At 32.6% G+C, this 14,424-nt stretch carries 16 protein-coding genes; 10 read left to right on the top strand and 6 right to left on the bottom strand.

Translation table 11 applies throughout. The features are described from left to right. Positions 1 to 26: 26 nt before the first annotated feature. Both LBV24_RS03035 and LBV24_RS03030 read left to right on the top strand, forming a co-directional pair. Positions 27 to 686 (top strand): ComF family protein, encoded by a 660-nt coding sequence (locus LBV24_RS03035; protein WP_224477112.1) that lies wholly within the window; start codon positions 27 to 29, stop codon positions 684 to 686. Between the two features lie 55 nt (positions 687 to 741). Continuing rightward, positions 742 to 2,358, top strand: coding sequence for an Ig-like domain-containing protein (locus tag LBV24_RS03030; RefSeq protein WP_224477111.1), 1,617 nt, complete (start codon positions 742 to 744; stop codon positions 2,356 to 2,358). On the opposite strand, the gene LBV24_RS03025 is transcribed toward LBV24_RS03030, so the two are convergent. The 5 genes from LBV24_RS03025 to ahcY all read right to left on the bottom strand — a co-directional run bounded on the left by LBV24_RS03025 (position 2,342) and on the right by ahcY (position 6,669). Further along, a complete protein-coding gene (locus LBV24_RS03025; RefSeq protein WP_224477110.1) occupies positions 2,342 to 3,124 on the bottom strand; it encodes an amidohydrolase in 783 nt (260 codons plus the stop codon). The genes LBV24_RS03030 and LBV24_RS03025 overlap by 17 nt on opposite strands. A gap of 2 nt (positions 3,125 to 3,126) precedes the next feature. Further along, positions 3,127 to 3,528 (bottom strand): hypothetical protein, encoded by a 402-nt coding sequence (locus LBV24_RS03020; RefSeq protein WP_224477109.1) that lies wholly within the window; start codon positions 3,526 to 3,528, stop codon positions 3,127 to 3,129. 138 nt (positions 3,529 to 3,666) lie between these two features. Beyond that, positions 3,667 to 4,809, bottom strand: coding sequence for a methionine aminotransferase (locus tag LBV24_RS03015; RefSeq protein ID WP_224477108.1), 1,143 nt, complete (start codon positions 4,807 to 4,809; stop codon positions 3,667 to 3,669). Further along, the gene (locus LBV24_RS03010) at positions 4,793 to 5,302 is read right to left on the bottom strand and encodes a very short patch repair endonuclease (RefSeq protein WP_224477107.1); all 510 of its coding nucleotides are present in this window, start codon (positions 5,300 to 5,302) and stop codon (positions 4,793 to 4,795) included. The genes LBV24_RS03015 and LBV24_RS03010 overlap by 17 nt, the downstream gene beginning before the upstream one ends. 53 nt (positions 5,303 to 5,355) lie before the next feature. Beyond that, positions 5,356 to 6,669 (bottom strand): adenosylhomocysteinase, encoded by a 1,314-nt coding sequence (gene ahcY / locus LBV24_RS03005; RefSeq protein WP_224477106.1) that lies wholly within the window; start codon positions 6,667 to 6,669, stop codon positions 5,356 to 5,358. Between the two features lie 125 nt (positions 6,670 to 6,794). Here ahcY and LBV24_RS03000 point away from each other — a divergent pair, with 125 nt between their 5' ends. From LBV24_RS03000 to LBV24_RS02965, 8 genes are all read left to right on the top strand, one after another. Continuing rightward, on the top strand, positions 6,795 to 7,421 hold the full coding sequence (locus LBV24_RS03000; RefSeq protein ID WP_224477105.1) for a 4'-phosphopantetheinyl transferase family protein: 627 nt from the start codon (positions 6,795 to 6,797) through the stop codon (positions 7,419 to 7,421). Continuing rightward, a complete protein-coding gene (locus LBV24_RS02995; RefSeq protein WP_224477104.1) occupies positions 7,421 to 8,167 on the top strand; it encodes a geranylgeranylglyceryl/heptaprenylglyceryl phosphate synthase in 747 nt (248 codons plus the stop codon). Before LBV24_RS03000 ends, LBV24_RS02995 begins: the two co-directional genes overlap by 1 nt. 8 nt (positions 8,168 to 8,175) lie before the next feature. Then, positions 8,176 to 8,436, top strand: a complete 261-nt coding sequence (locus LBV24_RS02990) for a hypothetical protein (RefSeq protein WP_114302092.1) — start codon at positions 8,176 to 8,178, stop codon at positions 8,434 to 8,436. Continuing rightward, the gene (pnuC, locus tag LBV24_RS02985) at positions 8,420 to 9,052 is read left to right on the top strand and encodes a nicotinamide riboside transporter PnuC (protein ID WP_224477103.1); all 633 of its coding nucleotides are present in this window, start codon (positions 8,420 to 8,422) and stop codon (positions 9,050 to 9,052) included. The genes LBV24_RS02990 and pnuC overlap by 17 nt, the downstream gene beginning before the upstream one ends. Then, positions 9,013 to 9,582: an AAA family ATPase gene (locus LBV24_RS02980; protein WP_224477102.1), complete on the top strand. Its 570-nt coding sequence runs from the start codon at positions 9,013 to 9,015 to the stop codon at positions 9,580 to 9,582. The genes pnuC and LBV24_RS02980 overlap by 40 nt, the downstream gene beginning before the upstream one ends. Next, positions 9,579 to 11,135 carry a DUF4301 family protein gene (locus tag LBV24_RS02975; RefSeq protein WP_224477101.1) on the top strand — a complete coding sequence of 519 codons (1,557 nt, stop codon included), beginning with the start codon at positions 9,579 to 9,581 and terminating at the stop codon, positions 11,133 to 11,135. Before LBV24_RS02980 ends, LBV24_RS02975 begins: the two co-directional genes overlap by 4 nt. A 2-nt stretch (positions 11,136 to 11,137) precedes the next feature. Then, the gene (gene arfB, locus LBV24_RS02970; RefSeq protein WP_224477100.1) at positions 11,138 to 11,542 is read left to right on the top strand and encodes an alternative ribosome rescue aminoacyl-tRNA hydrolase ArfB; all 405 of its coding nucleotides are present in this window, start codon (positions 11,138 to 11,140) and stop codon (positions 11,540 to 11,542) included. Positions 11,543 to 11,840: 298 nt separating this feature from the next. After that, the gene (locus LBV24_RS02965) at positions 11,841 to 13,976 is read left to right on the top strand and encodes a TonB-dependent receptor (RefSeq protein WP_224477099.1); all 2,136 of its coding nucleotides are present in this window, start codon (positions 11,841 to 11,843) and stop codon (positions 13,974 to 13,976) included. Here LBV24_RS02965 and LBV24_RS02960 read toward each other — a convergent pair. Then, a complete protein-coding gene (locus LBV24_RS02960) occupies positions 13,973 to 14,404 on the bottom strand; it encodes a hypothetical protein (protein ID WP_224477098.1) in 432 nt (143 codons plus the stop codon). The two genes, LBV24_RS02965 and LBV24_RS02960, sit on opposite strands and share 4 nt — an antisense overlap. Between the last annotated feature and the right edge of the window lie 20 nt (positions 14,405 to 14,424).

The raw sequence follows: 14,424 nt of genomic DNA, 5'->3' as shown, positions 1-14,424 counted from the left end.
ATTAAGTGGTAAAAAATTTGTTGAACTTGTTCTTTCCGCAAGTCTGTGAAGCATGCAATAATGTTTTAAAAGACAAGGAATCCGTAATTTGTATTTCTTGTAGGCATCAATTACCTGTCACTAATTTTCATCATGAAGATTCAGAGGTCGTAAAAAAAACCCTATATGGCAGAGTGAAACTAGAAAATGCGACATCTCTATTGCATTTTTCCAAGAAGGGAATTGTACAACAACTATTGCACAATCTCAAGTATCGAGGCCATGAAAATATTAGTGAATTCTTTGGTAAATGGCTTGGAGCGGAGTTAAGTACTATAAGCGCCTATAATAATATAGATGTTGTTGTACCAGTACCTTTGTATAAAACAAAACTCCGAAAAAGAGGATTCAATCAAGTGTCTAAATTCGGAATTGAAATTGCCAAAGCATTACAAGCTGACTATAACGACACGGTATTGATTAAAGCCAAATCTACTAAAACGCAAGTATTTAAGGACAGATTGAAACGAATTGATACAGATAATACTTTATTTGATATTTCAGAGAAAACTTCATTAGAAGGTAAGCATATTTTGATCGTAGATGATATTATTACAACTGGCGCAACAATTGAATCCTGTGCTTCTGTTTTGTTAAAAATTGATAATATTAAGTTAAGTCTTGTTACAATGGCAATTGCAGATTAATTTTTTCGTTTCTAACTATTAAAATTGTTTCTTTGTTCTAAATAATTCTTACTGAATGTATTCATACTTGCAGAGATTTTTTATTGGTCTTTTTTTGATTAGCATTTTGACAGGTTGTGCTAATCGTGGTACACCAACTGGTGGTGATAAGGATACTGAGCCACCTGTTATTTTAAAATCTGAACCAGAGAATTTTTCAACAAATTTTAAAGGAGATGAAATCAATATCTACTTCGACGAGTATGTTAAGATTAAGGACCTTAGGAAGCAATTGATTATTTCTCCTCCAATGGATACTGATCCTTCTATTACTCCTATGGGAGGCGCAAGTAAATATATCTCCATAAAAATTAAAGATACCCTTGAGGCGAATACAACTTATGCATTGAATTTTGGTGAGAGTATTGTAGATAATAATGAGGAAAACCCTTATCCATATTATAGATATGTGTTTTCTACCGGAGACACCATAGATTCATTATCGGTTAAAGGATTTGTAGAAGATGCTATTGCTGAGGAACCGGATACCTTTGTAACAGTTATGTTGTATGAGGTAGATTCTACTTATACAGACTCTATTGTTTTTAAGGAAAAACCTAGATATATCACTAATACATTAGATAGTTTAACCACTTTTAGCATAGACAATATTAAAGAAGGTAAATACAAACTATTAGCTATTAAGGATAAAAACAGCAATTTTTTATTTGATCAAAAGGATGATAAAATTGCCTTTAAAGAAGGATTTATTAATGTGCCTACAGATTCAACGTTCGGATTAAAATTATTTAAGGAAGAACCAAATTTCAAGGCATTTAAGCCAAAGCAAGATGGAGACAAAAGGATACTTTTTCCATATGAAGGCAATTATAAAACCATGCAAATTGAACTTTTGGGTGATAAACCTGAAGGATTTGAAACAAGAATAACTAAGGATAAACAAACAGATACTCTTTATTATTGGTACAAACCAAAATTTGAAGTAGATACAGTAAATTTTATTGTTAGAAATGAGAAGTCCATTGATACTTTTAAACATAGGTTTAGAGCTATGGAAGCTGACTCTTTAAAAATTAAAGCATTGGTTTCTGGAACTATTAATTTTGATCAGGATTTTAGTCTCGAAGGAAATATCCCAATAATAAAATTAGACAAATCAAAAATCAGTCTTATAAACAAGGATTCTGTTTTTGTTGATTTTCAAGTTGAATACGATTCTATTTATAATAAATACACTTTTCCGGTAGAAAAAGAAGAAGGCCAGAGTTACGTTTTTACAATGTTGCCAGAAACATTTGAAGGCTTTTATGGAGGTGTCATTAAGGATACGCTTAATTATTCATTCAGAACAAAAATGAAATCTGAATATGGGAACTTAAGGGTTCAATTAAGAAACGCAAAGTTTCCTCTTATTGTACAGTTGGTCAATGATACAGGTATTGTAATATATGAGCGCTATACTACTGAGAATCCTGTGGTAGACTTCACTGATATTGCGCCGCGCAAATATGCCTTAAGGGTTATATACGACACCAATGGAAATGGTAAGTATGATACTGGGAATTATTTACTGGGAATACAACCGGAAAGGGTGAGCTACGCACCTTCTGCAAATGTGGAAGAGGTTAGAGCCAGTTTTGATTTTATTATTGAATTTACACTTTTAGATTAAACTCATCCCTGTCATTCAAAAAGTTAAGTTTATCCCTGTATTTACCAATCATTGATTTTTCTAGAGAAACAATCTCAACCTTGTCTTCATTTTCCTTTATACTATCTATGCGGTGACCCAAAACATCATATGCACCAGAATGACCTGGATATTCATAATTAAGGCCATCTAGGCCAACTCTATTAACACCAATACAATAACTCATGTTCTCAATGGCTCTTGCTTTTAGTAATGTATCCCAAGCATTAATTCTTGGTTTAGGCCAATTGGCAACGTATAACAATAAATCATAATCCTCGGAATTTCTTGCCCAAACGGGAAAACGAAGATCGTAACAAATTAGGGGACAAATTTTCCAACCTAAATAACTAAATATTACTTTTTCTGTACCGGCTGTGTATACTTTGTGCTCTCCTGCAAGCGTGAATGTGTGCCTTTTATCATATTCAATAAGTTCACCAGATGGTTGGGCACATATTAAACGATTGTAGTAGTTGTTATTTTCTGAAATAACTAAACTCCCTATTATAGCAGTATCTTTATTTTTTGAAATGTTCTTTAGCCAGTTAATAGTCTCACCTTGCATAGTTTCAGCCACCTTAGGTGCATTCATTGTGAAGCCAGAAGTAAACATTTCGGGCAGCACTATTATATCAACATTATCTGATATAGAATTAATTTTCTCTTTAAATTGTTTTCGATTTGCTTCAGGGTCTTCCCAAACCAAATGAGATTGAATAATTGCTATTTTCAGAGTGTTTTGCATAGTTACATTTTGCTATGGGCTTTGTTAACTTTTGATTGTAATTTGTCAATTTTATCTAGCCACTTACGTTCGTCAATTGGAGACAATTTACCTTTCTTTTTTAATTTTTTATATTTTTTTTGAGCTTTCTCTAAATTAGTTTGAGCTTGTTCATATCGTTTTTGAAACTTCTCTTTCTCTTTTAAAGCCTTTTCGGCATTTTTTTGAGCTTTTTCAGCCTTTTTTTGAGCTTTTTCGGCTTTTTTCGCTTCTTTTTGAGCTTTTTTAGTCTCTTTTTTGGCATTTTCTCTAAATTTTAAATCTAATGAAATTGCCTTTGCCTCCTCAAAAATTAAATCGCGCTCATCTTTATTTAAGGTAGATGTAATGTCTTTTCCATCTAATAGAATTTTGTCTTTTTTCACCTCATAACTTTTCCCATCCATTTTTACAACTTGGGCAGAAATACAAAAAGAATAAGCGAAAATTAAAAGTGTTATTAAATATCTCATCTCAAAATGTTTTGTTACAAACATTGGACACATCAAATTACAAAAAGTAACTCAAATTTTACTAAGAATTTCTGCTGCCTTAATCAAAGTTTCTTCAGTTTTAGCAAAGCAAAAACGAAGGACTTTATCATCCATGTTTTCGTTATTGAAAACTGACAAGGGTATCGAAGCTATTTTATAATCTATGGTTAATCGTTTTGCAAAGTCTACGTCATATTCATCTGTAATTTCGGAATAATCTAAAACCTGAAAGTAAGTGCCGTGTGAAGGACTATATTTAAATCGAGATTCAGAAATCAAATTAAGAAACAAATCACGTTTACGCTGAAAAAATTCTGAAAGGCCATTATAGGTTTGAGGATCTTGCATAAAATCGGCAATTCCTTTTTGTGCAGGATGATTAACTGAAAACACATTAAACTGATGTACTTTTCTAAATTCTTCCATTAATGATTTTGGTGCACAACAGTACCCAATTTTCCATCCTGTATTATGAAATGTTTTTCCAAAAGAGGCAGTTATAAAAGAGCGTTGTTTTAAATCATTAAATAAACAAATACTGTAATGTTTAGCATCATCAAAAACAATATGTTCGTAGACCTCGTCACTTAAGACAATTATATTGGTATTACTGGTAAGTTTTTGTAACTGTAAAATGTCCTCTTTAGACCAAATGGTACCTGTAGGGTTATGAGGTGTATTTATTATTATCATTTTTGTTTTAGAAGTTATCTTTGATGATACTTCTTCCCAACTAATTTTATAATTAGGTGCTGATAACTGAATAGATATAGGCGTTCCACCATTTATTTTCACAGCAGGTTCATAACAATCGTAAGCTGGTTTAAAAATTATTACCTCATCATCCTTGTGTATAAAGGCTGTGATTATTGTGTAGATGGCTTGCGTAGCACCAGCTGTTATGGTTATTTCATTCTCTGGATGATAGGTTTTATTGTATAGCAATTCATATTTATGTGCAATTGCTAACCTCAAATCCAAACTACCTGCCATGGGAGCATACTGGTTATAACCACTATTCATTGCTTGAGCAACTAAGTCATTTAATTTTTTATCACTTTCATAGTTAGGAAAACCTTGAGATAGATTTAATGCTTTATGCTCATTGGCAAGAGCACTCATTACAGTGAAAATTGTTGTGCCAACCTTTGGTAACTTAGAGTTTATGTCCATATTTTGAATTTGTAATGTGCATTAAAACATCGCTGATGCATGTTTTAAGATTGTCTTTTATTTCGTGTGCCCAAAATCTAAAGATGGTATATTCCATATTTTGCAACTGCTGGTTCACTTCAATATCACGTTGCATATTACGTTCAATCTTGGGAATCCAAAATTTACGATTGGTTTTTAACTTAGGTTTTCTCTCATCCCAATTGTAACCATGCCAGTATTCTCCGTCAATAAAAATAGCAAGTTTGTATTTTTTTATACTTACGTCTGGTTTGCCTGGTAATTGTTTATTGTTAACTCTATAACGAATTCCTTTTTTCCACAAAGCTTTTCTGAAAATCAATTCTGGTTTGGTATTATGACCGCGTATTTTGCTCATCATTTTAGAGCGCTTCTTTGTGGTATAGAAGCCTTCTTCTTCACTAAATCTCGGGACTTTTATTTTCTCGCTTGAATAGATCATTTCAGACTTAAAATAAAAAAACCCTTTCATTTCTGAAAGGGCTTTTTAATATATTTAAAATTGTAATTATATAATAAAAACAATTAGTATCTATAGTGTTCTGGCTTATATGGCCCTTCAACCGTAACACCAATATAATCTGCTTGGTAATCTTTGAGCTCTGTTAATTCAACACCGATTTTTTCCAAGTGCAACTTGGCGACCTTTTCATCTAGGTGCTTTGGTAACATGTACACCTTGTTTTCGTAGTTTCCAGAATTGTTCCAAAGTTCAATCTGTGCTAATGTTTGGTTTGTAAAAGAGTTACTCATTACAAAACTTGGATGACCTGTAGCACAACCTAAGTTTACCAATCTACCTTCAGCTAAGATGATGACATCCTTACCATCAATAGTATACTTATCAACTTGAGGTTTAATGGTGTTTTTGGTATCACCATAATTTTCGTTTAACCAAGCCATTTGTATTTCATTGTCAAAATGACCAATATTACAAACTATGGTTTTGTCCTTCATTGCCTTAAAATGCTCTGCTCTTACAATGTCTTTATTACCTGTAGTAGTAATTACAATATCAGAATTAGAAACAACAGTTTCTAAACGCTTCACCTCAAATCCGTCCATTGCTGCTTGCAAAGCACAAATTGGGTCAATTTCGGTAACAGTAACAATACTTCCAGCACCTTTAAAAGAAGCTGCAGTTCCTTTACCAACGTCACCATAACCACAAACAGTTACACGTTTACCAGCTAGCATAGTATCTGTAGCACGGCGTATAGCATCTACAGCAGACTCTTTACAACCGTATTTATTATCAAACTTAGATTTGGTTACAGAATCATTAACATTAATTGCAGGCATTGGTAAAGTTCCATTTTTGAAACGCTCATACAAACGATGAACACCAGTTGTAGTTTCTTCAGATAGTCCTTTGATTCCCGACGTCAATTCTGGGTACTTATCTAAAACCATATTAGTTAAATCACCACCATCATCTAAAATCATATTTAATGGTTTTCTGTCCTCACCAAAGAATAAGGTTTGTTCTATACACCAGTCAAACTCTTCCTCAGTCATATTCTTCCATGCGTAAACAGCAGTACCAGCTTCAGCTATTGCCGCCGCAGCCTGATCTTGAGTGGAGAATATGTTACAAGAGCTCCATGTAACTTCTGCACCAAGTGCTTGTAAAGTTTCAATTAATACTGCAGTCTGAATAGTCATATGCAAACAGCCTGCAATACGCGCACCTTTAAGTGGTTGTTCATCTTTATATTCTTCACGAAGACTCATTAGACCTGGCATTTCTGCTTCTGCTAATTCAATCTCTTTTCTTCCCCAAGATGCAAGAGACATATCTTTTACTTTATAAGGGACGTAAGCAATTTTTGTACTCATTTTATATTTCATTTTTTAAATAACTGCCTTTGGGATTAGCATGTAATTGGTTAAATTCGTTCTTCATTAAAAGCCAAATCTGATTAAGGCTGTGCAAAGATAAACATTACCATTTAGAATATTAAATGCCACTTTATAAATCCATTGATGTAAACTCACAAACTACTGTTAAAATATGGAAGATTGAGGAGTCTTATAATGAACTATTGAAGCCTTTGGATTTAAAACCAAATAGTTTAGAACGCGTTTTGGGTATGAAAAGTGAATTACATCAACGCGGATTTCTAAGTGTCAGACACCTGCTTAGAGAATTTGGATATACAGATCAGGATTTGTTTTATGATGAACATGGTAAACCCCATCTTAAGGATGGGAAATGTATTTCAATTACACATTCGTTTATATTTTCGGGTGTGATAGTAAGTGATAAGGAAGTTGGTATAGACATTGAAAAGCAACGTGAAAAAATTTCAATCATTGCAAAAAAGTTCGTGGATTATGAATTTAATTATCTAGACACTTATGCCGATGATTATATAAATAAATTAACCGTTATTTGGGGTATTAAAGAGTCGTTATATAAACTTTTTGCAACTCCTGGAATGTTATTTAAAGATCATTTTTTAGTTATTCCATTTATGATTAATGATGGCAATACGGTAGCCTGGATAGATTATAATAATAAAAAGTACAGATACAATACTGCTTTTTTAGAGTTTGAAGGTTTTACCTGTGCTTATGTTGTACCATAATGAAGAATTTATATAAGGATATTATTATTAACTCACAGATTGCAAAAACGCAATTGGCCGTTTTAATTGATCCTGATAAAATGGAGATAAAGAATATTTCTTCATTTATAGGTAAAGTCAATAGGTCCATTGCTACTCATATTTTTGTTGGTGGAAGTGAAGTGGATACTAATATTGATGAACAGATTTTGGAAATTAAATCCCATACAAAATTGCCCGTAATATTATTCCCTGGAGATACTAATCAAATTTCTCCAGAGGCAGATGGGATTCTGTTTTTATCATTAATATCTGGGAGAAACCCAGATTATTTAATAGGAAAGCATGTTGAGGCTGTTCCTAAATTATCAACTACCAACTTAGAAATCCTACCGACTGGTTATTTACTTGTTGAAAATGGTAAGAAAACCTCAGTAGAGAAAGTTAGTAAGACCACGCCAATGCTAAGGGCTGATATCGACCTTATAAGAGATACTGCAAAAGCAGGAGAATTATTGGGTATGAAACTTATTTATTTAGAAGCAGGGAGTGGAGCAATACAGCCCATTGATTCTGATATAATTTCTAAAGTAAAAGGATCATTAAATATTCCTTTGATTATAGGAGGTGGTATTAAAACAAAACAAGACCTTAATAACGCATATGGTGCAGGGGCAGATATTGTGGTGGTTGGTACAGCATTTGAAAAGGACGAATCCTTTTTTGAGGATTTGTTAAAGCCAGAATTTAAAATAACTGCCAATTAATGAATTCAATGAAAATATCCGTAGAGCTTACTCTAACGCCATTAAAAGATGATTACGAATCTCATATTATCGAATTTATCAAAGAACTAAGAAAATCTGAATTTAAAGTTCTTGAAAATCCATTAAGCACACAAATTTATGGAGACTATGATGCTCTAATGACTTTTTTAACTAGAACCATTAAACAATCTTTTCTAGATATAGATATTGCCGTATTAAACATGAAAGTTGTAAAGACAGACCGAAGCGATTATGAACCAGATTTTTGATTTCTTTTTTGGTCAGTACTCGGACTATCAAACTATGGATATTGTATTAGAGATAGTTGCCGTATTCTTTGGGTTTCTATCCGTATGGTTTTCCAAGCAAAACAATATTTTAGTATTTCCAACAGGTATGATAAGTACCGCGATTTTTGTGTATTTATTGTTTAAATGGGAATTGCTTGGCGATATGATGATCAACGGGTACTATTTTGCTATGAGTGTTTATGGTTGGTATATATGGACTCGAAAAGTTGATGCAACACATGTTACACCAATATCAACCACTACCCAAAAGGAAAAGCAAATTAGTATTGGCATTTTTATTGCAACCTTAATTTTTGTTTTCGTTGTATACAAGTCATTTGATAAATGGACAAGTTGGGTTGCTTATGTAGATACATTGACTACTGCCATATTTTTTGTTGGTATGTGGCTTATGGCAAGACGCAAAATAGAAAACTGGATATTTTGGATTATAGGAGATGTCATATCTGTACCTTTGTATTTATATAAAGGATTTACATTTACTAGTTTTCAGTATTTAGGATTTACAATTATTGCCATTTATGGCTATTTAGCATGGAAGAAGCACTTAAACAACAACCTTCAAATTGTATAAAAGTAGTATTGTTTGGACCCGAATCCACTGGAAAAACTACACTTTCAAGACAACTAGCAAGGCACTACAACTCTGTTTGGGTACCTGAGTATGCAAGAGAATATCTTCAGAATAAATGGAATAATGAACGCAAAACTTGCGAGCCAAAAGATTTGTTGCCAATAGCGATTGGACAGATGAAACTTGAAAATGAACTGGCACAAAAAACAGATACCATATTGATTTGTGATACGGACTTACTTGAGACTAAAGTTTATAGCGAGGCCTATTACTCAGGTACTTGTGACCCGATTTTAGAGACCAATGCTCTAAAAAATTCATACGACCTTTATTTTTTAACTTATATTGACACCCCTTGGGAAGCAGATGACCTTAGAGATAAACCCAATGAAAGAGAACGTATGTTTAAGGCATTTGAAGAAACACTTATTAAATACAACAAACCATATGTTTTACTTAAGAGAAATAAGCAAGAACGATTAAAATTAGCTATTAAACATATAGATAACCTACTAAAGAATTCAAAATGAGTTTTACAGAATCCGATATTAACCAAATCGAAGAAAAAGGATTAACAATAGAACAAGTACAATCACAAATCAACTTGTTTAAAACAGGAATTCCTTTTACCCAAATTGTTGAAGCGGCAACAATAGATAATGGAATCATTAAGTTAAATGATCATACGATCAAAACACATATCTCTAAGTTTGATTCTAATAGAGAGAATTTATCCCTTATCAAATTTGTGCCAGCGTCTGGAGCTGCGACTAGAATGTTTAAGTTTCTTTTTAAATTTTTAAAAGAATATGATCCTGAAAAGGAATCCTTGAATGCATTTATAAATAAGAATAAATTGAAGGAGTTTTCATTGTTCAGAGTTGGTCTAGAACAATTTCCATTTTATAAAATGGTTATGGATAGAATTGAAGCTAGTGAAGTTGACTATGCTTCATTATCATCTGGTGAAAAAGCACGTCAGTTTGTAAATACAATGTTGCACGAGAACCACTTAAATTTTGGTAATTCTCCAAAAGGCTTATTGCCATTTCATCAATATAAAAACAATCATATATCAACAGCTTTTGAAGAGCATTTGTATGAAGCTGCTTTATATGCATCTGACAAAAATGAGGCTAGACTACACTTTACAATTTCAGAAAAATATAAAGACAGATTCGATGAGGAATTCAAAAATATTGAAGAATACGTTGAGAGAATAACAGGTATTACATTTCATATTTCCTTTTCATACCAGCAAGAATCAACAGATACCATTGCTGTAACATTAGATGACAAACCATTTAGGGAAGATGACGGCACACTATTATTTAGACCATCCGGTCATGGTGCCCTTCTTAAAAACCTTGATACACTAGATGCAGACATAATATTTGTAAAAAACATAGATAATGTTGTTGTTAAACAATACAAAGAAGAAGTAGCAAAGTACAAAAAGGTTTTAGCAGGTATTTTACTAGATGTCCAGGAAAAGGCCTATAAATATCTGAAGGACTTAGAGGCCAATGAAATTAGTGAAGATTATCTTACAACCATTGCAGAATTTCTAACAAGACAACTTAACGTTAGAATTTCAGAGGAGTTTGAAAAGTATTCTGAAAAGTATAAAATTGAATATTTAAGAGAAAAATTAAACCGTCCTATAAGAGTTTGTGGTATGGTAAAAAATGAAGGAGAACCAGGAGGAGGGCCGTTTTGGGTTAAGGATCAAAACTCTAATATCTCATTGCAAATTGTAGAATCTGCTCAGATAAATCAAAAGAACAAAGAGCAAAAAAATATACTTAAGAATGCTACCCATTTTAATCCAGTAGATCTTGTATGTGGTGTTAGAAACTACAAGGGCGAAAAGTTTAATCTTGAAGATTTTGTAGATCATAAGGCTGCTTTTATCACCATGAAAACAAAGGTTGGTAAAGATTTAAAAGCATTAGAACTACCAGGCCTTTGGAATGGTAGTATGGCATTTTGGAACACAATTTTTGTTGAAGTGCCAATTATAACCTTTAATCCGGTTAAAACGGTAAACGACCTACTCAAAGACACGCATCAAATTAACTAATTGTGGATGCAGAAAATTTAATTTCTGAGTTAACTTTTAAGGCTGTTCGAAGCTCAGGTAGTGGAGGGCAACATGTTAATAAAGTCGCAACAAAGGTTGTTCTTAGTTTTGATATTTTAAATTCCAGCCATTTAAACGAAGACGAAAAAATTAAACTTCTTTCCTTTCTAAATAATAGAATAAATAAGTCAGGTATTTTAGTTTTAAGTTCAGATCAAAACAGAAGTCAATTAAAAAATAAAATAGATGTTACTAAAAGATTTGTAAATCTAATTAAGCTTGGTTTAAAAGAAGAAAAAGAAAGAAAACAAACTAAGATTCCCAAATCCGTAAAGCGTAAAAGACTAGAAAGTAAACGAAAAATATCTGAAAAGAAGGCCAATAGGAAACCACCTAAATTAGACTAATAATTAATTTGAATTAATTAGTTTTCAAATATCATTTGTTAGTATATTTACAGCGTTCTCAAAAAGGGGTGCCAATAAGTGGCTGAGATCATACCCATTGAACCTGAGCAGGTAATGCTGCTAAGGAATTTCAAGGATTTAAGTATTTAATAAATCCAAAATTAAAAATTACAAATAAAGAATAATTACCTCTTTTTATTCGATTATAATTTATAGTCGTATGAAAAATTTATTCAAAAAAAGGACACAGAAACTCAAACCGAATTTACTATTTGTTTTATGCCTTTGCTTCGGGACAATGTTCGCCCAAGAAAAACAACAGGATTCTACAAAGGTTGAAAAACTAGATGAGGTTTTGGTGAAATCCGTACGTGTAGATGCTAAATCACCAATCACACACTCAAATATCTCAAAACAAGAAATTACTAAACGAAATTTAGGGCAAGACATCCCAATTTTATTAAATTTTTTACCTTCTGTTGTTACCACTACAGATGCTGGTGCAGGTGTTGGTTACACAGGTATAAGAGTAAGAGGTGTAAGTCCACAATCTACCAATATCACGATAAATGGAATTCCTTACAATGATGCTGAATCATTGGGTACGTTTTGGGTTAATTTAGGAGATTTTGCTTCATCCGTTGAAAGTCTTCAGTTACAGCGAGGTGTTGGGACTTCAACCAATGGCTCCGGGGCATTTGGTGCTAGCATTAATGTGCTTACAGATGCCATTTCCAAAAATCCCTCTGGCGAAATATCCAATTCTTTCGGAAGCTTTAATACAAGAAAACATACTGTAAAATTTAGTACTGGATTAATAAATGATCATTTTGAAATTGCAGGTCGGTTATCTAACATTTCATCAGATGGTTACATAGATAGAGCTTCTGCAGACTTAAAATCTTATTTTTTACAGGGTGCTTATGTAGATGAAAACACATTGATTAAAGCTGTTGTTTTTGGTGGAAATGAAGTAACTTATCAAGCATGGTATGGTATAGATGCAGAAACATTGGTTGCTGACAGAACTTTTAATTTTGCAGGTATTTATACCGATGACGATGGTAACACCGAATTTTATGATAATGAAGTAGATAATTATAGCCAAGATCACTACCAATTGCATTGGAATCAGCGCTACAATAATTATTGGTCTACTAATGTGGGATTAAATTATACATATGGAAGAGGATATTTTGAACAGTTTAGAGAAGATGATGAATTTTCAACTTATGGCTTTGAGGAATTAACCGTAAATGGAGAGATACAAAACACTACCGATCTAATACGTCGTAGATGGTTAGACAATGATTTTTATGTTATTAATGCAAGCGCGAATTATAAAAATAATGGCTTAGATATGATTTTTGGTGGCTCTTTAAGTCATTACGATGGTGATCATTTCGGAGAAGTTATTTGGGCAGAATTTGCAAGTCAAAGTGATATTAGAGATAGATATTATGATGGCAATAGCTTAAAAAACGATTTATCTGTATTCACAAAAGCCAATTACAAACTAAATGATAGAATTAGTCTCTATGGTGATTTGCAAGTTAGAAACGTATCGTATAAAACTTATGGCACAACTTCAGATTTAGTGCTTTTTGAAGTAGATAAAGATTTTACATTTTTTAATCCAAAGGCTGGAATCACATACGATTTAAACAATAGTGATAGTTTCTATTTTTCTTACGCGAGAGCTAACAGAGAACCTAATAGAACCGATTTTGAGTCTAATAATGATATTGAACCTGAACAGCTTAATGATTTTGAGCTTGGTTGGAGACATAGAAAAGGAAATTTTAGCTTCAATGCAAATGCATATTATATGCTTTATAATGAACAATTGGTTTTATCTGGGCGATTAGATGATGTTGGAAATCCAATAAGAACAAATAGTGGTGAAAGTTATCGACTAGGATTGGAGTTAGAAGCTATAATTCCCGTATCCTCCAAGCTAACAATACAACCTAACATGACAGTTAGCTCTAATAAAAATAAAGAAACTATTGTGTCTCTTAATGGCGAATTAGAAAACCTAGGAAAAACAGATATTTCATTTTCGCCAGATTTGGTCGCGGCAAATGCAATTGTATATCAGCCAATTGAAAATTTGCAAATGTCTTTATTGAGTAAATATGTTGGTGACCAATACATGGGTAATACAGAGAACCCAGAATCAAAGCTTGATAGCTTTTTTGTAAACGATTTCAATATCACATACACTCTTAATACAAATTCAATTTTTGAGTCTGTTGTATTTACAGGTTTGGTAAATAATATTCTTAACGAAGAATATGTTTCAAATGGTTATTTTGGATCGTTTGACTTTGAGGATTCCAATAGCGCAACAGGTATTTCAACAGGATTTTTCTCTGGATTTTATCCACAGGCTAATACAAACTTTTTACTAGGTATAACCTTAAACTTTTAGTTGGTTACCAAATAGGTATTATTACCTAATGATTCAACCCTGTATGGTTTTAATGTGCAGGGTTGATTTGTTTGGCTTACTAATTGCCCAGTAACCAAATTATATATATTTCCATCATCACAGCCACATTCCGCATCTATACCGTTAAGTTGTAAAGCTGAACAAGGTCCTGGTGAGTGGTTCGGATCTGCGCCATCCCAAGCTAAAATATTATCACCGATGCCTCGTATTAAAATAAGTCCTTCATTGCCTTGGCCTTCTACTCTTACAGGATTATTAGCAAATTGAAGCTGACTGAATTGAGGTAAATTAATATTTACTGTTAAGTTGACTCCAACATTAAGAAGAAAGTTGCAATTGTTGTTGTCATCACTTTTATTACATCCTAATAGAAGTAACAAAACAAGTAATAAAGACAATTTTTTCATCATAGAATTTTATGTGGCAA

The sequence above is a fragment of the Winogradskyella vincentii genome (assembly GCF_020166345.1).
Lineage (GTDB): Bacteria > Bacteroidota > Bacteroidia > Flavobacteriales > Flavobacteriaceae > Winogradskyella > Winogradskyella vincentii.
The sequence above is the reverse complement of the archived record's forward strand: the minus strand, read 5'-3'. Positions and strand labels throughout refer to the sequence as shown.